The organism is Corynebacterium sp. HMSC073D01 (assembly GCF_001815555.1).
Taxonomy (GTDB): Bacteria; Actinomycetota; Actinomycetes; order Mycobacteriales; family Mycobacteriaceae; genus Corynebacterium; species Corynebacterium glucuronolyticum.
The window spans coordinates 1-18,309 of sequence record NZ_KV821056.1 but is presented as its reverse complement, the minus strand read 5'-3'; the positions used below and the strand labels follow the sequence as shown (position 1 = coordinate 18,309).

17 protein-coding genes and 1 pseudogene are annotated in these 18,309 nt (G+C 63.0%); 6 read left to right on the top strand and 12 right to left on the bottom strand.

Annotated features, from left to right (window positions below; all coding sequences use genetic code 11):
* The first annotated feature begins 15 nt into the window (after positions 1 to 15).
* Complete coding sequence (locus tag HMPREF3044_RS07935) at positions 16 to 1,803, top strand: M13 family metallopeptidase (RefSeq protein WP_070740644.1); 1,788 nt, start codon at positions 16 to 18, stop codon at positions 1,801 to 1,803.
* A gap of 4 nt (positions 1,804 to 1,807) precedes the next feature.
* Here the strand turns inward: HMPREF3044_RS07935 and HMPREF3044_RS07930 are convergent, their stop codons facing one another.
* The 3 genes from HMPREF3044_RS07930 to HMPREF3044_RS07920 form a co-directional block, all read right to left on the bottom strand.
* Positions 1,808 to 3,223: a purple acid phosphatase family protein gene (locus HMPREF3044_RS07930; RefSeq protein ID WP_070740641.1), complete on the bottom strand. Its 1,416-nt coding sequence runs from the start codon at positions 3,221 to 3,223 to the stop codon at positions 1,808 to 1,810.
* Between the two features lie 74 nt (positions 3,224 to 3,297).
* Positions 3,298 to 4,830, bottom strand: coding sequence for a metallophosphoesterase (locus tag HMPREF3044_RS07925; RefSeq protein WP_070740639.1), 1,533 nt, complete (start codon positions 4,828 to 4,830; stop codon positions 3,298 to 3,300).
* Positions 4,831 to 4,836: 6 nt separating this feature from the next.
* Entirely contained in the window at positions 4,837 to 6,387 is a 1,551-nt protein-coding gene (locus HMPREF3044_RS07920; protein WP_236589168.1) for a purple acid phosphatase family protein, read from the bottom strand.
* 256 nt (positions 6,388 to 6,643) lie between these two features.
* Between HMPREF3044_RS07920 and HMPREF3044_RS07915 the strand changes: the two genes are divergently transcribed.
* Positions 6,644 to 8,302 (top strand): alkaline phosphatase D family protein, encoded by a 1,659-nt coding sequence (locus HMPREF3044_RS07915; protein WP_070740695.1) that lies wholly within the window; start codon positions 6,644 to 6,646, stop codon positions 8,300 to 8,302.
* Here the strand turns inward: HMPREF3044_RS07915 and HMPREF3044_RS07910 are convergent.
* Genes HMPREF3044_RS07910 through HMPREF3044_RS07885 form a run of 7 tightly spaced genes read right to left on the bottom strand, consistent with a single transcriptional unit; the run spans position 8,299 to position 12,065 of the window.
* The gene (locus tag HMPREF3044_RS07910) at positions 8,299 to 9,027 is read right to left on the bottom strand and encodes a VOC family protein (protein ID WP_070740636.1); all 729 of its coding nucleotides are present in this window, start codon (positions 9,025 to 9,027) and stop codon (positions 8,299 to 8,301) included. The two genes, HMPREF3044_RS07915 and HMPREF3044_RS07910, sit on opposite strands and share 4 nt — an antisense overlap.
* Complete coding sequence (locus HMPREF3044_RS07905; RefSeq protein WP_005392794.1) at positions 9,027 to 9,293, bottom strand: RNA-binding S4 domain-containing protein; 267 nt, start codon at positions 9,291 to 9,293, stop codon at positions 9,027 to 9,029. The genes HMPREF3044_RS07910 and HMPREF3044_RS07905 overlap by 1 nt, the downstream gene beginning before the upstream one ends.
* 57 nt (positions 9,294 to 9,350) lie before the next feature.
* Positions 9,351 to 9,488, bottom strand: a complete 138-nt coding sequence (locus HMPREF3044_RS12940) for a beta-class phenol-soluble modulin (RefSeq protein ID WP_005392796.1) — start codon at positions 9,486 to 9,488, stop codon at positions 9,351 to 9,353.
* A gap of 55 nt (positions 9,489 to 9,543) precedes the next feature.
* Positions 9,544 to 10,176, bottom strand: a complete 633-nt coding sequence (locus HMPREF3044_RS07900; protein ID WP_070740633.1) for a LysE family translocator — start codon at positions 10,174 to 10,176, stop codon at positions 9,544 to 9,546.
* 3 nt (positions 10,177 to 10,179) lie between these two features.
* Positions 10,180 to 10,875, bottom strand: coding sequence for an SDR family NAD(P)-dependent oxidoreductase (locus HMPREF3044_RS07895; protein WP_070740630.1), 696 nt, complete (start codon positions 10,873 to 10,875; stop codon positions 10,180 to 10,182).
* Between the two features lie 4 nt (positions 10,876 to 10,879).
* Positions 10,880 to 11,572 (bottom strand): alpha/beta hydrolase family protein, encoded by a 693-nt coding sequence (locus HMPREF3044_RS07890; protein WP_070740626.1) that lies wholly within the window; start codon positions 11,570 to 11,572, stop codon positions 10,880 to 10,882.
* Positions 11,565 to 12,065 (bottom strand): DNA-3-methyladenine glycosylase I, encoded by a 501-nt coding sequence (locus HMPREF3044_RS07885; RefSeq protein WP_070740622.1) that lies wholly within the window; start codon positions 12,063 to 12,065, stop codon positions 11,565 to 11,567. The genes HMPREF3044_RS07890 and HMPREF3044_RS07885 overlap by 8 nt, the downstream gene beginning before the upstream one ends.
* A gap of 87 nt (positions 12,066 to 12,152) precedes the next feature.
* On the opposite strand from HMPREF3044_RS07885, the gene HMPREF3044_RS07880 reads away from it, so the two are divergent.
* From HMPREF3044_RS07880 to HMPREF3044_RS07865, 4 genes are read left to right on the top strand one after another with little or no spacing between them, the layout of a single operon-like run.
* Positions 12,153 to 12,650 (top strand): PadR family transcriptional regulator, encoded by a 498-nt coding sequence (locus HMPREF3044_RS07880; RefSeq protein ID WP_070740619.1) that lies wholly within the window; start codon positions 12,153 to 12,155, stop codon positions 12,648 to 12,650.
* Positions 12,643 to 13,302, top strand: coding sequence for an ABC transporter ATP-binding protein (locus HMPREF3044_RS07875; RefSeq protein ID WP_005392804.1), 660 nt, complete (start codon positions 12,643 to 12,645; stop codon positions 13,300 to 13,302). Before HMPREF3044_RS07880 ends, HMPREF3044_RS07875 begins: the two co-directional genes overlap by 8 nt.
* Positions 13,295 to 15,454, top strand: coding sequence for an FtsX-like permease family protein (locus HMPREF3044_RS07870; RefSeq protein ID WP_070740616.1), 2,160 nt, complete (start codon positions 13,295 to 13,297; stop codon positions 15,452 to 15,454). The genes HMPREF3044_RS07875 and HMPREF3044_RS07870 overlap by 8 nt, the downstream gene beginning before the upstream one ends.
* A gap of 6 nt (positions 15,455 to 15,460) precedes the next feature.
* Positions 15,461 to 17,554 carry an ATP-dependent helicase C-terminal domain-containing protein gene (locus HMPREF3044_RS07865; RefSeq protein ID WP_070740613.1) on the top strand — a complete coding sequence of 698 codons (2,094 nt, stop codon included), beginning with the start codon at positions 15,461 to 15,463 and terminating at the stop codon, positions 17,552 to 17,554.
* Here HMPREF3044_RS07865 and HMPREF3044_RS07860 read toward each other — a convergent pair.
* Together HMPREF3044_RS07860 and HMPREF3044_RS07855 are read right to left on the bottom strand one after the other, a co-directional pair.
* Positions 17,551 to 17,889 carry a hypothetical protein gene (locus HMPREF3044_RS07860; protein ID WP_005391078.1) on the bottom strand — a complete coding sequence of 113 codons (339 nt, stop codon included), beginning with the start codon at positions 17,887 to 17,889 and terminating at the stop codon, positions 17,551 to 17,553. The genes HMPREF3044_RS07865 and HMPREF3044_RS07860 overlap by 4 nt on opposite strands.
* A 168-nt stretch (positions 17,890 to 18,057) precedes the next feature.
* Positions 18,058 to 18,309 (bottom strand): annotated as a pseudogene (locus tag HMPREF3044_RS07855) (HNH endonuclease); the annotation flags it as partial.

The following is an 18,309-nucleotide window of genomic DNA, read 5'->3' as shown; positions in this document are numbered from 1 at the left end:
GTAGGAGAAAATCACGTGAAGGACTTATTCGAGATTGTCAACGGGGATTGGTACCGCGAGACGGACATCCCCGCCGAGTACGCGTCGTGGGGCACGTTCCAGGAGCTGCGGCTCGACTCCCTGAAGCAGTGTAAGGAGCTCGCGGAGGGCGACGACGGGCTGGTGGGCACCGCCTACCGCTCGTTTATGAACCACCGCGGATCGGTTGATGACCTGCCGTTCGACCTCTTGGACAAGCCGCTGCCGGAGGCTCTCGGCGAGCTGGACACAATCGGGATCACGGCACCCGCGTCGTTTTTCGTGGAGAAGTCGGCCGACAGTGACATGGCCGTCGCCTACATCGTCCAGGCGGGACTCGGGCTTCCCGACGAGGCGTACTACCACGCGCCGGAACACGCTGCGACGCTGTCCGCGTACGAGAAGCACGTGGAGCGGATGCTGGGGTTGGCGGGGCGCAGCGAGTCGGCCACCGATGTGCTTGAGGTTGAGCACTACCTCGCCCGCGGGCACTGGGACAACGTTGCCTGCCGCGATGCGGTGAAGACGTTCAACCCGGTGGAGCTGTCGTCGTTGGGCACCAACGTGCAGCAGATGCTGCGCACCATGGGGCTTGAGGACCAGACGGTCATCGCCTGCCAGCCGAGCTACCTCACCCACCTCGAAGAGGCTTTTTCGGAGCTTCCGGAGGCGAAGTGGCACGCGTGGGCCGTCTGGCACATCATCTCCTCGTGCGCTGGAATGCTTTCCGACGAGCTGTCGGCCGCAAACTTCGACTTCTACGGTCGCGTCCTCGCCGGCTCGGAGAAGCAGCGCGACAGGTGGCAGCGCGCCCTCGGGTTCGTCGAATCGGGGCTCGGCTTCGAACTGGGCAAACTGTACGCCGCCCGGTACTTCCCGGAGTCCAGCAAGAAGGACATGCTCGAACTCGTCGACTACCTGCTCGCCGCCTACCGGGAGCGCATCTCGGGCCTGCCATGGATGACGTCGGCTACGCGGGAGAAAGCTTTGACCAAGCTGGAGCAGTTTACGGCGAAGATCGGCTACCCCGACACGTGGCGTGAATACGATGTTTCTTTGCAGGAAGACGACGTGCTGGGCAACGCCCGCGCGCTCGCCCTCAACTCCCACAACTACCACCTGTCCAAGCTGGGCAAGCCGTACGATCGCGGCGAGTGGGTCATGACGCCGCAGACCGTCAACGCCTGCTACAACCCGACCGTCAACGACATCACCTTCCCCGGCGCGATTTTGCAGGCGCCGTTCTACTCCCCTTCTCACACCCCGGCTGAGAATTTTGGGGGAATTGGTGCGGTCATCGGTCACGAGATCGGTCATGGCTTCGACGACCAGGGCTCGCGTTACGACGGCCACGGCAACCTCAACGTGTGGTGGACCGACGAGGACCGCGCCGCGTTTGAGGAGCTGACGGCCAAGCTCGTTGGCCAGTTCCAGGGGCTCGTGCCGATCGCTTTGGGGGGCACGGAGACCCCGGGCGTCAACGGTGAGCTCACCCTCGGCGAGAACATCGGCGACCTCGGTGGCCTCGGCATTGCGCTCGTGGCGTACAAGAAGTGGGCCGCCGACAACAATGAGGACATCGACCTGAAGAGCTTCTTCCGCTCATGGGCGATGTCCTGGCGCCAGAAGACGCGCCCGCAGATGGCGGCGCAGCTCCTGGCCATTGACCCGCACTCCCCCTCCGAGTTCCGCTGCAGCGTCATCCCCAAGAACATCGACGAGTTCTACGAGGCGTTCGACGTGGAAGACGGGTTCGCCCCGGAGGAGCGAGTGACGATCTGGTAGCGACCTAGACTGGGAGACCCCAGGCGCGCAGTTGCGCACGGATCGGCTCGATGAACTGAGCGATGAGCGCACCCAATCCAGCGAGAACGGCGAGGAGCGGGACGACGATGGCCGCGGCGAGCTCGGCGTCGGAAAGCCCCGTGGAGGCCTTGTTGAGCGTGACCTCATCGACAACCGAATTGTCATCGACGTTGCGGGTGATGACCTTGAGGGAGGTGGGGGTCACCTGCACGTCGGTGTAGTCCGGCGTGTAATCCTGGTTCCAGTAGGCGGTGCCGTGGCCGAGCATGTTCTTGGCCACGGAATCCTCGAACGTGAGATTCGGGTGCTGCTCATCGATCGCGGTGGAGAAATCGTAGAACTTGGAACCGGTGGCGGAGTTGGCGGTGATGTAGAGGACCTCACCGTCGGCGGGGGTGAACGTGTCGCCGGGAGCCGCCTGCTTATCCTGCTTGACCGGGGTGTTTCCCTTCATCAGGTGGGAGCGGCCGTAGATGTGCTCGTGGCCGGACAGCACGAGATCAACACCGTTTTCGGAGAGGACGGGGGTGAGCTCGTCGCGCAGCCACGTGGTCTTGTCCTCGTAGGCGTGGTAGCTCTGGGCGTACGGGGGCTGGTGGAAGGTGGCGATGACCCAGTCCGTGTTGGGGTGAGCGGCGATGGCCTTCTTGATGAACTCGGTGTGCAGCGCCGTGTCCTCAATGTTCGTATCGAGGGAGATGACGAGGGCGTTGTTGTAGGTGAAGTAGTAGTTCTGATCCTCCGCGTTGGGGAGGTTGTAGTGGGTGTGGAAGGCGTCGAGGGAGCGCTTGTCGTGGTTGCCGTCCTGCACCGCGGTGCGCAGCTGGCGCATCGCAGCGGGGGCAAAGAAGGCGTCGTACTCCGCCTCCTTCTGCTCCTCGGTGGCGGAGCGGTCGGCGTTGACCTGGTCGCCGGCGGTGAGGAGGAAATCGGTGCCGGGGTTATTCTTCACCGTCGTGTCCACCGTGTGCTTCCACAGGGCCGGATCGTCCTTCTTCCTCTTGGAAGCGCCGATCTGTGGATCGCCGTAGAAGAGGAAGTTCCAGTTGGTGCTCTCCGCCTCGGGGGTGAACGTGTACCAGTCGGACCAGCCGGCGGTGTCGGAGCCGACCCGGTAGGAGTAGGCCTTGCCCGGGGTGAGGCCGGTCAGCTCGGCATCGACACCGTACATGCCGTTAAAGGCGGTGGTATCGGTCTTCGCGGCGACGGTCTCGCCGTCCTTCACCTCAACGACCTGGTCGGTCGCGGGTGTGGTGGAGGTCCAGGAAATGTTAGCGGAAGTGTTCGTGGTGCCGATGCCGAGGAACACGTCGTCGATGCCCTTATCGGCGGCGTAAGCCGGGGCGGTGACGAGTGCCGCGGTCGTTGCAACGGTGGTGGCTAGTGCGAGAAAACGCATGGTGTACAGCCTTTTTGGGGTGGAAAATGGGGACGAACCAAGCGTAGAATTCCACGCTTTCTAGCAGGTGAATTTTACAGACCTAACAGGTGAATAATCTGGTCGCGCTGCGTCCACGCCACCGACCCGAGGATGGCGAGGATCGAGATGATCGGGGTGATGATCGCCGCCAGCTGCAGAGGTGTCTGCTCGGCGTCGGGGGTGATGGTCTCCGTCTTGATGACCGTTTCGTTTTCCGTCTCGACCTTGGTTTCCGTCTTCACGACGGTTTCCGTTTCCACCTTGGTCTCGTGGTCCACCGGAGGCGTGGGGGCCGGGTCCTCGGGAAGCTCGGTCATCGAACCCGGGTTTTCCGGCAGTGGCGGAAGCACGGTCTTGTTCAGGGTGACCGTGTCGACGACGGAGCCGTCGTCAACGTTGTAGGTGGTCAGCGTGAGCTTCGTGGGCGTGACCTCGACGTTGGTGTAATCCGGCGTGCCGTCCTGGTTCCAGTAGGCAACCTCGGGGCGGACGAGGCCCTCAGCAACGGACTGCTCGAAGGTCATGCCCGGGTGGCGAGCGGTGCCGGAGGAGGCGAAGTCGTAGAACTTGGAGCCGGAGGAGCTGTTGGCCGTGTAGTACAGGACCTCGTTGCCGCGCGGGGTGAGATTGGTGGAATCGGTGGGGCGCGCCGTCGTACCGCTCATCAGGTGGGAGCGGGTGTGCATGTGCTCGTGGCCGTTGAGGACGAGGTCCACGCCGAGGTCGCTGAGGACGGGGCCGAGGTTTTGGGCGAGTTCCTTCGGCTTCGCCTCGAAGGCGTGCCAGCTGTGGGCGTAGGGCGGGTGGTGGAAGGTGACGATGATCCAGTCCTTGCCACCGCCGGCGTTGGCCACGGCCGTGCGCAGGAAGTTCGCCATCCCGTTGTAATCGATGCTGTTGGAATCCAGCGCGACGATCAGCGCATTGTTGTATTCGTAGTAGTAGTTGTAGCCGCTGGCGTTGGGCAGGTTGAAGTGGCGGGCAAAGGCGACAATGTCGTTGTCGTGGTTGCCGCTTTGTACCGCCAGGCGGTAGGTGCGCAGCTGGTCAGGGGCGAAGAAGGCCTCGTATTGGTCCTGGGCGAGGGCGTAGTTGACCTGGTCACCCGCGGTGACGAGGAAGGCCGTGTCGGGGTGCGCGGCGGTGGAGGTGGCGAGCGTTTTCTTCCAGCCCTCGGCGTCCGTGGCGAGGTTGCCCGCGCCGATCTGGGGGTCGCCGTAGAAGAGGAAGTTCCAGCTGTCGGTTTGGGGGCGCACGGTGAGGTCGTACCACGGTGTCCACCCGTCCTCGTCGGAACCCACGCGGTAGGAGTAACCCGGCGCGAGCCCCGTGAGCGTCGCCTTAGCGGCGTATTCGGCGTTCGTACTCGTCAGGGTAACTTCGCTGGGGTCGACGGTGGTCACCTTTCCCGCAGCGTCTTTGACCTGCACCTTTTGCTGCTGCTTGGAAGGCATGTACCAGTTCAGGTTGGCGCTGGTTTCGTCGGATCCAACGCCGAGGAAGAGGTCTGTCGTCTCGGCGTACGCCGGGGTGGTGACAAGGAGACTGAGGGTCAGGCCCGCGGCCGCAATCGTGCGCAATGACATGCTGTTTTACCTTCCTAGATACTGGTTGATGGCGGCACCGAGCAGGGCACCGATGATGCCGAGGGCGCTGATGACGATGGAGGCGATCGCGGCACCCTCGGAGGATCCCACGGCCTGCGGTTCTTCGGTGCGGGTTGTCGTGCTTGTCGACGTGTTGGTGGTCGTCGATGTCTTGGTGTTGGTGCTCGTCGTGGCCGGGGTGGAGGTGGTCTTGTCCGGCTTGGGGGCATCGTTGTTGACGATGGTCACCTTGTCGATGACGTAGGGCTGATCCGCATCGTACGTGGTGAACGTCAGCTCCTGCGGGGTGACCTGCACCTTCAGGTAATCCGGGTCGTAGTCCTGACGCCAGTAGGCGGTCCAGTCGTAGGCCGGGTGGTTGAAAACATCGACGTGCTCCATGCGGGCGTTCGGAACGGAGGCACCGTTTTTATCGTGGTAATCGTAGTACTTGCCCGCACCTGTCGAGGTGGAGGTGATGTAGAGGACCTGGTTATCGGTGGGCTCAAGGCGGTCACCGCGACGCGGAGGAGTAGCAGAAAGCACCGGCTTATCGCCCTCCATGAGGTGGGAGCGCGTGTAGATGTGATCGTGGCCGGAGAGGACGGCATCGACGCCAAGCTCGGAGAACACGGGGGCTAGGACCGTGCGGACACCCGTGACATCGTTGTCGCTCACGTGCGAACCCTGGGAGAACGGCGCGTGGTGCAGCATGACGACGATCCAGTCGTTGGCATCGCCGTGCGCACCGATCGTCTCGCGGAGGAAGTCCTCGTGGCGCGGCCAGTTCGTGTTGTTCGTATCGAGGCCGATAAACAGGACGTTGTTCTTCTCGTAGTAGTAGTCCTGGATGTCCTCTTCCTGGTTCGGGTGGCTGAAGAAGGACTTGTAAAACTCCATCGCGCCGGAGTACGTCTCGTGGTTACCGGGGATGGTGGACAGGGGCAGCCCGGTCACCTGCGGCGCCTCGAGAAGCAGGCGGTGCTGGTCCAGCGGAGATCCCCACCCCTCGACCTGATCGCCGACGGAAACAAGAAGGGAAGCATCGGGCACATCGGCGGTGGCGGAATCGACGGTGGCCAGCCAGTTTTTCTGCGTCCTCTCCAGCTCCAGGTTGGTGCCGATCTGCGGGTCACCGAAGACGAGGAAGTTCCAGTTCCCATCGCCGTCGTCGGTGGTGAACGAGTACTCGTCGCTCCAGCCCGTCTCGTCGGATCCGACCTGGTACGTGTACTGCGTGCCGGGCTCCAGCCCGGTCACCGTGGCGGTGCGGGGCTGGGTGAGGATCTGCGCATTGGCCGGGATGGAAGCGTCGACAAGCATGGTGGTGGGGCCAGTGACCTTGACCTTTTCGGGGGCCGACCCCACAGTCTGCCAGTTGATGATCACCTCGGAGCCGTTCGCGCCCGGCTGGAGAACCACCGAGGTCTGCGGGCCGGTGCCGACGCGGGTGGCAGGCGTGGGCTCGGAACCCTCCGGCTGCGCGAGGACATACGTGCCGGTCAACGCCAAAGAGACGGCGGCGACCGATGCAGAAACCAGACGAAAAATAGACACAGCACACCTTTTTTAATACGTTTCACAGTTCGCATACAGCCTAGGAACAGTACATGGCCAGACCATGACCCCCGTGTGACCAGCCAGTGAACTTTACGTTCCACTACCCCCGTTAAACGCCGTATAAAACACCAGGCGCTCCCCCCGCTACATGAAACCCAGGTGAATTTTTGGCTAACGAGCGGGGAGACGCGCGCGGGAGGTCCTAGGGTCAAAAAATATGTCGAGCGAAAATACTCTGTCGCGCCGCCGCTTCATGGCGTACTCCGCGCTTATCACCGCAGGCACCGCCGTTGCCTCCACCGCCGTCGCACAACACGGCCCCTCCGAACAGTCCATCGCCCCGCTAGACCTCTACAACCAAGCCTCGCGCGCCGGACTGCCCTTCCTCCACTCCGTCGCCAGCGGCGACCCGCTGCCCGACTCCATCATCCTGTGGACCCGCGTCACCCCCGACCGCGACAGCCTCCCCGGCTCCGGCCTCGGCCCCGACGTGACCGTACGCTGGGACATCGCCACGGACACCGCCTTCACCTACACCATCGGCACCGGCACCGCCATCGCCACCGCCGAGCACGACCACACCGTCCACATCGACGTGAAGGGGCTGCGCCCCGAGACGATTTACTACTACCGCTTCATCGTCCTCGACGGCGACCACCGCGGGGCAACGTCCCCGATTGGCCGCACCAAAACCGCCCCCGCCTACGACTCCTCCCCCGAGGAGATCACCTTCGCCACCGCCTCCTGCGCGAACTGGGAATGCGGCTACTTCTCCGCCTACCGCGACATGGCGCAACGCGGCTACAACGGGGAGCTCGACCTCGTCGTCTTCCTCGGCGACTACATCTACGAATACGCCACCGGCGAATACGCCGGCAAGTCCGGGATCAGCCGCGTCCACCACCCGCAATGGGAAATCACCACGCTCGAGGACTACCGCATCCGCTACGGCACCTACCGCACCGACCCCTTCCTGCAGGCCGCCCACGCCTCCACACCGTGGGTTGTGACCTGGGACGACCACGAGACAGCCAACAACTCGTGGAGCGCCGGCGCGGAAAACCACACCGACGACCCTGCTGAAGGCAAGTGGACCACCCGGCGCGACAACGCACAACAGGCCTACTTCGAATGGCTGCCCGTCCGCGTCACCATGGACAGCCCCGAACGGCACATCTACCGCAGCTTCCAATACGGCGACCTCATGGAACTGACCATGATGGACCTGCGCAGCTACCGCGACGCCGAGACCGACGCTGCCAACTTCGCCAACCCCGAGCGCACGATGCTCGGCAGCGAACAGTTCAACTGGCTCAAGAACGTGCTGGAGACCTCCACCGCCGCGTGGAACGTGCTCGGCAACTCCGTCATGCTCAGCCCCATGAAGATCCTCACCGTCGAAGGCGACCCCGCCGCCAACGCCGCGCTGAACTTCGTCGACCAGCGCACCACCGGCATGGCCGTCAACTCCGATCAGTGGGACGGCTACGCCGCCGACCGCGACCGGCTGCTCGAACTCCTCTCCCACACGTCCGCCAACACCTTCGTCGTCACCGGCGACATCCACTCCGAGTGGGCAAACTCCGTCATCTGGAACGACAAGGAGATCGGCGCCGAGATGGTGTGCACCTCCATCTCCGCACCGAACGTCGACGAGATCCTCACCAGCTACCTCGGCAGCTACCACCCTGAGAACAACTCCACGAGTCTCCTCGTCGAAGACGTGCTCACCGGCGCGAACCCGTGGGTCAAGCACCTCGACTTCGACGCCCACGGCTACTGCATTGCGCACCTGAGCCGCGAGCAGGTCGTCATGGACTATGTCCGCGTCGCCGACGTGGAGACCAACAACGCCGCCACGAACATTGCAGTGACGAAGACGTGGCGGCCGGGAGAGGGGTTCGTCGACTAGCTTTCGTCGCCGCCGAACACGTCGTCGGACTCGCGGATATTCTCCTCCTCGATATCCGCGTAGGGAACCTGCGCGAGGCAGACGGTCAGGCCTGCAGGGGTGCGCACGACCGCCGTGGGGCCGAGGAAGGATTCCTGCGGCTCCTGGAGGACGAGGTCCGCGTCGACCTTGGCAAGCGTATCCTGCAGGTTCTCCACACCGAAGTAGACGACCCAGTTGTTCGCCGGCTCCGAGGGGATCTCCCAGAACCAGCCGATGGCGCCGCCTTCTTTGTAGGCGACGCGGATGACCTCATTCGGACCGTCGATGACCCAGCCGAAAAGCGCGGCAAAGAAGTCAATCTCCGGGGTGGGGCCGGCGTATTCGAACCAGACCGGGGTGCCCGGCTCACCGACGGCGAAAAAGTGCTCGCCCGTGACCACGGAAAACGGCACGCCCGCCGGGTCCAGGCACTGCGAATCGGAAAGCACCGTGCCGCCCTCGCGCTCGATCTGCTCGTGGGCGTCCTGTGCGTTGTCCACGGTGAAGCCCACAGACCACACGTCGAAATCGGCGGGAACGAGGGTGGCGATCGGGATGGACTCGAGGGTGAGGAAGGTGCCCTCCTCCCGCTCGTCGAGGCCGTATCCCATGACCCGGGAGAAGAAAGCTGCGGTTGCGTCCTTGTCGGTGGTGTAGAGGGTCAGGCCGCTGGGGACGCCCTCCGGCATGGTCAGTACGGGCATTAGAGGTTCTCCCACTTCGAAGGGTCAAAATCGGCATCGTCATCGTCTGCGACGTTGGTGACGAGCACGGCCTCACCGGCCGGGGCGGTTACGACGTCGCCCTCGCGCAGGACTTTCCCCCGGCGCGTGTCTACCTCGCCGTTGACGCGGATCTGCCCCTCAGCAATGAGATTTTTCGCCTCGCCACCGGTTTCGGCAAGGTTCGCCAGCTTCAGGAACTGGCCGAGTTTGATGGAGTCGTCTCTGATTTCCACTTCAAAGGTCATGCCCCCATCATGCCAACAATGTGGCACGAAGGGGGCATGAGGGCACCTATTCAGAGCTCAAAAGGAACTCAGGGCACCATCGTCCTTGCTGATAAGGCCCAGCGCCTTGAGAATTGTCCCCAGAATGCCATCCGTCACCTGGCCCCAGTCCTCATTCACTGCGCCTTCAACAATATCTGTAATCGCGCCGCCCATAGACACTCAACTCCTTTCGTAGGTAAAAATAACTCTAACCTAGGAGTTGTACCCCTCAAGCAGTTGACAGAAGTTGCCACAGACCCACTACATTGCCAATCATTCCGATTGCAACAAGGGAGAAGATGACGGCGGCGAGGACATCGATCACCAACATGTAGCGGGCAATCCTCTCCCCCGCCACGCCGGCAAGATACCCCAGACCACAGTAGAAGATGAGGCCGAAGCCGAGCATGAAGGCGGGCATGAAGATGGCGAAGCCGAGGCTCATGTCCGGGGTGATGAACTGGCTGAACAGCGCGCCGTAGAAGATGAGGGCCTTTGGGTTGGAGAGGTTGGTGAAAAGACCTGCGCGCAGGGCCGTCGAGGGTGAATCGAGGCCGCGTGTTGCCGGCGTTGTGTGGTTGATGCCGCGCTGGGCGACCAATCCCCGGACGAGGGTGAACACCATGTACAGGAGGTAGGCGGAGCCGGCAAGCGCCAGCACGTCCATGACCACGGGATAGGTTTTCACCAGGGCGGACAGCCCCAGCAGGCTGGCGACGCCCCAGATGAGGTTGCCGATGGTCGTGCCGAGCCCGCACACCGCGCCGAGCTTTCTCGACGCGGAGCCGATGCGGATGATCTGCATCGTGTCCGGCCCGGGGAGCATGATCGCCGAGGCGGTGATGAGGATAAAAGCCTCCACCGGCTAGCCCTGGTCAGCGGGCTTGATCACCAGCCGGTCGATGTTGACGTGGGCGGGCAGGGAGGCGACCCAGCGGATAGCCTCGGCGATGTCTTCGGCGACGAGGTTCTGGTGGCCGGCGTAGACGGCGTCGGCGCGCTCCTTGTCGCCCTTGAAGCGGATGAGAGAGAAGTCCGTCTTCACGCGGCCGGGGTTGATTTCGCAGACGCGCAGCGGGCGGTCGAGGGTCTCCAGGCGGAGGACGCGAGTCAGCGCTGCGACGCCGAACTTGGCGGCGTTGTAGCCTGCGCCGCCGACGTAGGGGGTGATGCCGGCGATGGAGCCGACATTGACGATCTGGGCACCGCTGGCAAGCTTGGGCAGCAGCGCCTTGGTGACGCGGACGGTGCCGAGGACGTTGGTCTCGTACATCCACTTCCAGTCATCGATGTCGGCATCTGCGACCGAGTCGAGGCCCTTGGCGCCGCCGGCGTTGTTGACCAGCAGGTCAAGACTGTCGATCTGTTCAACGAGGCGGGCAACCGAATCCTCATCCGTCACATCGAGGGCGATCGCCTCCCCACCGATCTCCTCGGCCACCGCCTGCAGCTTATCCTTCCGACGCGCCGCGACGATGACGTGCCAGCCGTCTTTGGCCAGCGCGCGTGCTGTGGCCGCGCCGATTCCTGATGATCCACCTGTTACGAGAGCTGTTTTCATAGATCTAGCCTAACCACGTGGTTATCGTTTGCGCGAGGGTTTTCGGCAGATTTCTGTCCGTGATCATGTGATCCACCCCGTGCAGGTCGACGGGAGTGGCGTGGGCGAGACGTGAACGCAGCGCGCGCGCCTCGGAGAAGGCGACGACCTCGTCGGTATCGGAGTGGATGGATAGGACAGGTACGCCGGGATCGGCAATCTCGCGCTGCAGGGAGGCGATCATGGCCGGGCCCACGTGTAGCTCTTTTCCGCCAATGACCTGGTGACCGGCGGCGACAAGGCCGAGGACGTGCGCGGGCTGGGAGGGGGTGCCGATGGTGACGACGGGGACGCCGGCACCGGCAAGGACGGCGAGGCCGCCGAGGGAATGGCCGATGCGGGCGGTTTCCGCGAGGCCGAGGCTGCGGAGGTACGAGCTGGCCGCAACGACGTTTGCCACGTCGAGGTCGAAGGTGTTGTCGGCGAAGTCGCCACGGGTATCGCCGAGGCCATAGAAGTCGAAGCGCAGCACCCCGTAGCCCAGCCGCACAAGCTCTTTGGCCAGGCGGTGGAGGTGGGGCGCGTTTTTCGTGCAGCCGAAGCAGTGCGCCATGAGGATCATCCCGCGCCGGTTGGCGGGAACATCGAGGATGCCGGCGATCATGGCGGTGGAATTGGTGGGGCCTACTCCGTCGAAGGTAACCAGCTTCTTAGTCATGAATCCGATTATCCACCAATCCGCACGCCTCCATGAGCGCGAAGCACGTGGTGGGGCCGACGAAGGTGAAGCCGCGTTTCTTTAGCGCCTTGGCAAGCCCTGCCGCCTCGGGCGCTGATTCACAGGGGGAATGAGGCGGCTGGTAGCTCCAGATGAGGTCCGGGAGGCCCTCGCCCTCCCGGAGATCGATGGTCGCCCGGGCGTTGGTGATGCACGCGCGGATCTTCTGCTTGTTCTTGATCACGCCGGGCGCGGCGAGGATGCGCTCGACATCGGCATTAGTGTAGCGGGCGACCACGTCCGGGTCGAAGCCGTCGAAGGCGTCTTGTAGGGCGGAGCGGCGGGCGAGGATGAGCGCCCAGCTCAGCCCCACTTGGAAGGCCTCGAGGCAGATGCGCTCATAAAGGCCCTGCTCGGTGCGGACGGGTCTGCCCCATTCGTTGTCGTAGTAGTCGCGCAGTTGGTCGGTGTTAGCCCACGAAGGATATGCCATACACATACTTGTACAGCAGGGGTGACACGCGGGGGTTGCGCACTCTTTGGTTACCCGGTAAGTTACTCAGTAATCAAGGAGGAAGTTATGTCTATTCCGAACGCGCTACTGAGTCTCCTCACGGAAGGCCCGCAGGCGGCATCCCAGGTACAAAGCACGTTTCAGGCGCGCACGGACAACGCGTGGCCGCTCAACATCGGGCAGGTCACGCAAACGCTCGGGCGCCTGGAGCGCGACGGGCTCATCGAATCTGCCGGCAAACAACGCCTGGAATCCGGGCGCCTCAGCATCACCTACGAGGCGACCGCAACGGGGAAGGAAGCCGCAACAACGTGGATGGAATCCCCCGTCGACAAGCCAAAAACGGAACGAGATGAGCTCACCATCAAGATTGCGCTGGCGGACCCGAACGAGATAGACACCATCATTTTTACACAGCGAGCATACGTAATGGAGGAATTACGGGCGCTGACCAGGGGACTTGCTGGCGCAACGCCCGTGGAGAAATTGGTGGCCAAACGGAGAATATTCGAGTGCGAGGCGGAGCTTCGCTTCCTGGACTATGTGGAGGAAACCCATGCTTAAGCTCACAAATGTTAATAAGACGCACGAGACTGGGGCGCGGGCGGTGGTCGCGCTGCGGGACGTGTCACTGAGCGTCTCGCCGGGCGAATTCGTGGCGATTATGGGGCCTTCAGGGTCCGGGAAATCGACATTGCTGAACCTTGCGGGACTGCTCGATCGGCCGACGTCAGGGGAGGTTTTTATTGACGGGCGGGAAACCTCGCGTTTGAGTGAGACGGAGCGGGCGGCGATTCGGCGACGGGATGTGGGGTTCGTCTTCCAGAGTTACAACCTGATTCCAAGCCTGACGGTGCTCGAAAACGTGGCGCTGCCTTTGTCTTTCGACGGGAACAAGTCTGCGCGGGAGCTTGCCTCGCAGGCGCTTGTGGACGTGGGGATTGACAACCTCGCCGACACCTACCCGGGGCTTATTTCCGGTGGTGAGGCCCAGCGCGTAGCCATTGCGCGGGCGCTTGCGGGGCCACGACGGCTGCTGCTTGCCGACGAACCGACCGGCGCGCTCGACACCGCCACCGGCGACCAGGTGATGGAGCTCCTGCGGTCGCGAATTACCGGCGACGTGGCGGGGCTCCTCATCACCCATGAACCGCGGTTCGCAGCCTGGGCCGACCGAACCATCTACCTGCGCGATGGGATGATCCACGATGTCTAAACTCACGTTTACGCTGGCCTGGCGCGACCTGCGGGCGCACCCCGGGAGGTTCGTTTTAGCGTTATTCATGTTCGCCCTGCCACTGTTCATCATCATGGGCGGCGCGACGATGGCGACCAACTCCAACAGCGACTACTTCGACGTTTTCGGAATCTCTGAACCGGACAAAGACACGGTCGTCGCGCTGCAGACCGCGGATATGATCGCAAGCGGGCCGTCCGGCTTGGTCGCAACCAGACTGAACAGCATGGGCCCGACGGACGAACACCCGCTGGAGCCGTTCACATCGCAGGAGGTTGCGCCGGCGCTAGTGGAAGGCTCCGCCGAACTCACGCCTGGCGGCATCCTCCTCAACAAGAACTTCGCTCGTGCTGCTGGTGTGGGCGTGGGCGATACCTTGCACGTCACCGCCCTCGACCGGGATGCGGTGGACCTGACGCTTACGGTCACCGGAATTGTCAAAGGCGCGGGTGCCGCGGTGCTGAAAGGCAGCGTGCCACCACTCACAGGCGACCAGGTGTGGTGGGAAACCCCCATTCCAGCGCAGCGCTTTCTGGTGATGGACGGCAGCACGTCCACGGACATGTTCCCGTGGATCATGCTCATGCTTGTCCTGGCTGTCGCGCTTACCGCACCTGTGTTCTGCATCGGCGTGGAACAGCTGCGACATGCCCTGGCTACCGCTGCCATTAACGGCGCATACCCCAGGCAGCTGCGAAGCATCGCTATCTGGCAGGGTCTTATCTGCTCCGCCCTTGGATGCCTCATTGGCTCCGTGTTAGCTATCGCCGTTGTCGCAATCTGGCTTTACGCTGAAGAAGGCCACGGGCTGTACGGATTCCCGCTCGACGTGATGGTTGTGTTCTCGCTTCTCGTCATCGCCTCCGGGGTGTGCTCAGCCTGGCTACAATCGCTTCGATTCGATTCCACGGAAAAGTTGCTTCACCCACAAGCGCACGACTCCCATGTGAAAATGCGCTGGTGGTGGTTTGTCGGCCCAGTACTGTGTGTCATTGGCGCTATCGCGGGCATCTTTTACTTTTTCTCCATTGTGATCGGAGTGATCCTCAGCGGCCCACTCATGCTGTACGTGCTCACCCGTCTCCCGCTGCCATTCATCGCGCGTCTTTCTACTGCCATCACCCCGCGTTCAGGTCTTGCCGCAGGTGGAGTCGCCGGACTGATCCTGCTCAGTATCTTTGGCAATTCCATGGAGCATAACGTGGACAATATGACTTTTGAGCTGGGCGCTCCATCGGAGATCGTCCGGGTTTATCCCGACATCACGACGACGAATGACCAGTCCCTAGCTGTAGGTGCACACGAACTCATCAGCCGTGCCAATCCGGAAAAGGTCGCGGACCTCTATTCGGTGTTCTCAGCACCCATCGACGGAGAAAGCACCTGGTTCTTCTACAGGGTGGGCTCGCACTACCTTGTCGCTTCCCCAGAAGCCACGGACATTCTCCAGTTCTCCGATGAGGCGAAAGAGGCCATATCTTCAGGCATGGCCGTGCAATTCGGCAGCGGCACAGGTGAAACCACCCTCCACGTCTCCACGCCAACGGGACCTTCGGTGGCGCTACCAGCCGTCATCCTTGAGGACAGACGATTCTTTGGAACGGTCGTCATCCCGCTGGACACCGCCCGCGAGGCGGGACTGCCCCTCGCCTACGAGGGAACCGTCGGCAGCAAGCAGGGGAATCTCACACCCAAGGAATATCGCGACTTCGTGGTCAACAACTCATCGGATGATGGCCTAACGACGGAAACGATTACCGAAAGTGGATTCTCCTTCCCCCTCCTCGTGCCATTCTTGGGCTTCGCCCTCATATCCACAGTATTCATGGTGGTCCTGCTCGTTGCCCTATCGGCATCGCACACGCTCCGGGACCGCAAACTACTTGTCTCGCTTGGTGCACCGCCGCGATTTGTCCGCCGGTTCGGCGCCTTCCAGGGTCTCATGGTTTCCACCGCAGGCGCACTGCTCGCCGCCATCGGCGGAACCGTCCTGGAGTGGAGGATGCTGGCATGGGGACATTCATGGCTCGTGGTTGTCGCCGTACCGATCATCGGCGCGGCCACCGGCTGGCTGGCGAGCCGACCGGTTAATCCAGCACTTTCGCGAAGGACGGAGGAGGTCGTACACTAGTCCATCGTGTTTAACCTTGAAGAAATCGCCGTTGGTCTCCCCATTGATCCCGCGGCGATTTCTTCTGCGTTGGAGGACAACCGTCTCCTCGTGGTGGAGGCGCCACCCGGCACGGGTAAGACGACGCTCGTCCCGCCGGCCTTGGCTAATATCCTGGCCGGAAAGGTCATCGTCACCAGCCCGCGCCGCGTCACGGCACGGGCTGCCGCCCGGCGGTTGCGGCACCTGTCGGGGGATCCGCACGCCGTCGGTCACCGCGTGAAAGGCGATTCGCAGGCCGGCCGCGACGTGGAGTTCGTCACGCCGCGCGTGCTCATCAACGCGCTGCTGCGCGACCCGGAGCTGCCCGGCATCGGTGGGGTCATCATCGATGAGGTACACGAACGGCACGTGGACACCGATGTGTTGCTGGGCATGCTGATTGAGCTCAGCCAGTTGCGCGAGGACCTGCACGTGGTGGCGATGAGTGCGACGGCGGACGCGCAGCGCTTCGCGGAACTCATGGGCGCGGGTGTGGCGAGCTACGAGGCGCCGATGTTTCCGCTGACCACGGTGTACAAGCCGCACCCGGATCGGATCCAGCTCACCGATGACTATCTGCGCCATGTGGCGAGCTTCGCCGAAGGACGGGCACTGATTTTCGTCCCGCGGATTCGGGACGTGGAGCGCCTCACAAATATGATTCCCGGGGCACTGCCGCTGCACGGCGGGCTCAGCGCGAAGGAGCAGGATCGGGCACTGACCCGCAGCGATGCGACCGTGGTGGCGACACCCATCGCCGAGTCGTCGTTGACGGTGCCGGGGGTGTCGCTCGTCATCGACACGGGGCTGGAGCGCCAACCCAAGCGAGACGCATTGCGCGGAGTGACGGGACTAGTCACACAGACGATCTCCCAATCGTCGGCAAGCCAAAGGGCGGGACGAGCGGTGCGTGAGGCATCGGGGACGGTGATTCGGTGCTATCGGGAGGCGGATCTGACGCGGCCGTACCCCACGCCGGAGATTGCGTCGGCGGACCTCACCGAGGCCGTTTTGACCGCGCTGGCCTGGGGTTCTGATGATCTACCGATGCTCGATCCGTTCCCCGAGAAGGCGTACGCGGATGCCCTAGCCACCCTCCGCTCTTTGGGGCTTGTCGACGGTTCCATCACCGAGCTGGGCCGGAAAGCTGCCACCGTTCCGACGGATCCGCGGGCCGCCGCTACCTTGCTGAAGTTGGGGTCCGGTGCCGCGAAGACGTTGGCCAAGCTTACCGACGACGACCCGCGACGCCTCGCCCGCCTCACCCACCGCTCGCAACCGGTCGACCCGGGAACTGTAGCCGCGACGATGCGGCCCGAGTGGATTGCGCGGCGGCAGGGCGACACGTACCTGACGGCGGCGGGGTTCCGGGCGCAACTGAAAGACGTGCCACTCCGTGGCACGTGGATTGTGGCGACGGATGTGACGCGGTCGCCGCGGGGGTATGTCATCCACCACGCGGAGGTGCTCGGGGATACTCCCGAGACAGAAGTCACGAGGAAGACGCAGGTTGTCGAGGGAAAGTTGCAGGCGCGCTTGGTGGAGCACGTCGGCGCGATCGTCGTCAAGGAAACGCCCGTGCAGCCGACGGCGGAGGAATTGCACCGATTTGAGGCATCGAAGCCGAAGCACATGAGCGCCCGGGCGCGCAATTTGTACGAGCGGCTGGTATTTGCGCATGAATTTGCGGACTGGCCGGAGCCTGTGCCTGGCGATTATAAAGCTTTGATGGGGCAGGTTCCGTGGGACAAGTTCGATTCCATCCCACCGGAGACATGGACGTCCCCCGCCGACAACAACCATCGGATCGACTACACCGAACACGGGCCGGAAGTCGCCTGCAAACTACAGGAATGCTTCGGACTGACGGAAACACCGACGATCCTCGGCGTACCGATCATCTTTGAACTCCTCTCCCCCGCCGGCCGGTCGCTTGCGCGCACGGGGGACCTCGCGAGCTTCTGGGCGGGACCGTACGCCGGCGTCCGCGCCGACATGCGCGGACGCTACCCCAAGCACCCCTGGCCTGAGGATCCGCTCACCGCGACGCCGACGGCGCGGACGAAGAAGCGGCGCTAGGCGCGAACGTTCCGCCTGCGCTTGGCATCCGAGTACATCGCCACGAAGCCGATGAGAACCATGAGGATCCACGCCCACATGTCTGCGGTCAGCCCAAGGCCGACCATGCAGGCGAGGAAGATGAGCTTGGAAATGAATACCGCTCGCGAGTCATTTTGAAGATAAAGCATCCAAACAACAACGGCAAGCAGAACCGCCCACTCGACTGCGACGGAAGTGCCTCCCTCGTCGAGGAAGCCCTGGTTCTGCTCGACAAGGATGGCGATGGGGAAGCCGGCGGCCAGGATGACGGGGATGGTGGTTTTTTCACACATCTTGCGGAAGCTATCCAACATAGGGAACCTTTCGATTTTCGGGAAGATACGGTCATAGGTTACCCATTAATAGGCTGTCATACCGGTCGCCCCCCTCTGGGGGCATTCCCCATGAGGCACGGAGGGCCTCGCGCTTTTATTTTGGGGACGCCAAATGGGGCCCGAAGGCCCTATTTGAGCTGCGGTTTCTTACCCTGGTGGTGATGGGTCGATGGGCATGCCGAGTTGCATCCGGGCAAGCCGGACGGCACCACCCTGGGCGCACGGGTTCATGTTCAACTTCAGCGGCCCACCAAAGGCAGGCTGCCAGTATTCCAGGCCATCGATTCGCACCATGTGACCATGCTTCGGCTTATCCAGATCATCATCGTTGATGCCGTTGTGGTAGTCACACAACACCATCAGGTTCTCCGACACCGTCTTCCCACCATGCTTCACCGG

Coding starts and splice junctions, on each gene's coding strand:
- HMPREF3044_RS07930 (WP_070740641.1), bottom strand. CDS start 3,223: ATGCGTTTTCTCGCACTAGCCACCACCGTTGCAACGACCGCGGCACTC.
- HMPREF3044_RS07925 (WP_070740639.1), bottom strand. CDS start 4,830: ATGTCATTGCGCACGATTGCGGCCGCGGGCCTGACCCTCAGTCTCCTT.
- HMPREF3044_RS07915 (WP_070740695.1), top strand. CDS start 6,644: ATGGCGTACTCCGCGCTTATCACCGCAGGCACCGCCGTTGCCTCCACC.
- HMPREF3044_RS07910 (WP_070740636.1), bottom strand. CDS start 9,027: ATGCCCGTACTGACCATGCCGGAGGGCGTCCCCAGCGGCCTGACCCTC.
- HMPREF3044_RS07905 (WP_005392794.1), bottom strand. CDS start 9,293: ATGACCTTTGAAGTGGAAATCAGAGACGACTCCATCAAACTCGGCCAG.
- HMPREF3044_RS12940 (WP_005392796.1), bottom strand. CDS start 9,488: ATGGGCGGCGCGATTACAGATATTGTTGAAGGCGCAGTGAATGAGGAC.
- HMPREF3044_RS07895 (WP_070740630.1), bottom strand. CDS start 10,875: ATGAAAACAGCTCTCGTAACAGGTGGATCATCAGGAATCGGCGCGGCC.
- HMPREF3044_RS07890 (WP_070740626.1), bottom strand. CDS start 11,572: ATGACTAAGAAGCTGGTTACCTTCGACGGAGTAGGCCCCACCAATTCC.
- HMPREF3044_RS07885 (WP_070740622.1), bottom strand. CDS start 12,065: ATGGCATATCCTTCGTGGGCTAACACCGACCAACTGCGCGACTACTAC.
- HMPREF3044_RS07880 (WP_070740619.1), top strand. CDS start 12,153: ATGTCTATTCCGAACGCGCTACTGAGTCTCCTCACGGAAGGCCCGCAG.
- HMPREF3044_RS07875 (WP_005392804.1), top strand. CDS start 12,643: ATGCTTAAGCTCACAAATGTTAATAAGACGCACGAGACTGGGGCGCGG.
- HMPREF3044_RS07870 (WP_070740616.1), top strand. CDS start 13,295: ATGTCTAAACTCACGTTTACGCTGGCCTGGCGCGACCTGCGGGCGCAC.
- HMPREF3044_RS07860 (WP_005391078.1), bottom strand. CDS start 17,889: ATGTTGGATAGCTTCCGCAAGATGTGTGAAAAAACCACCATCCCCGTC.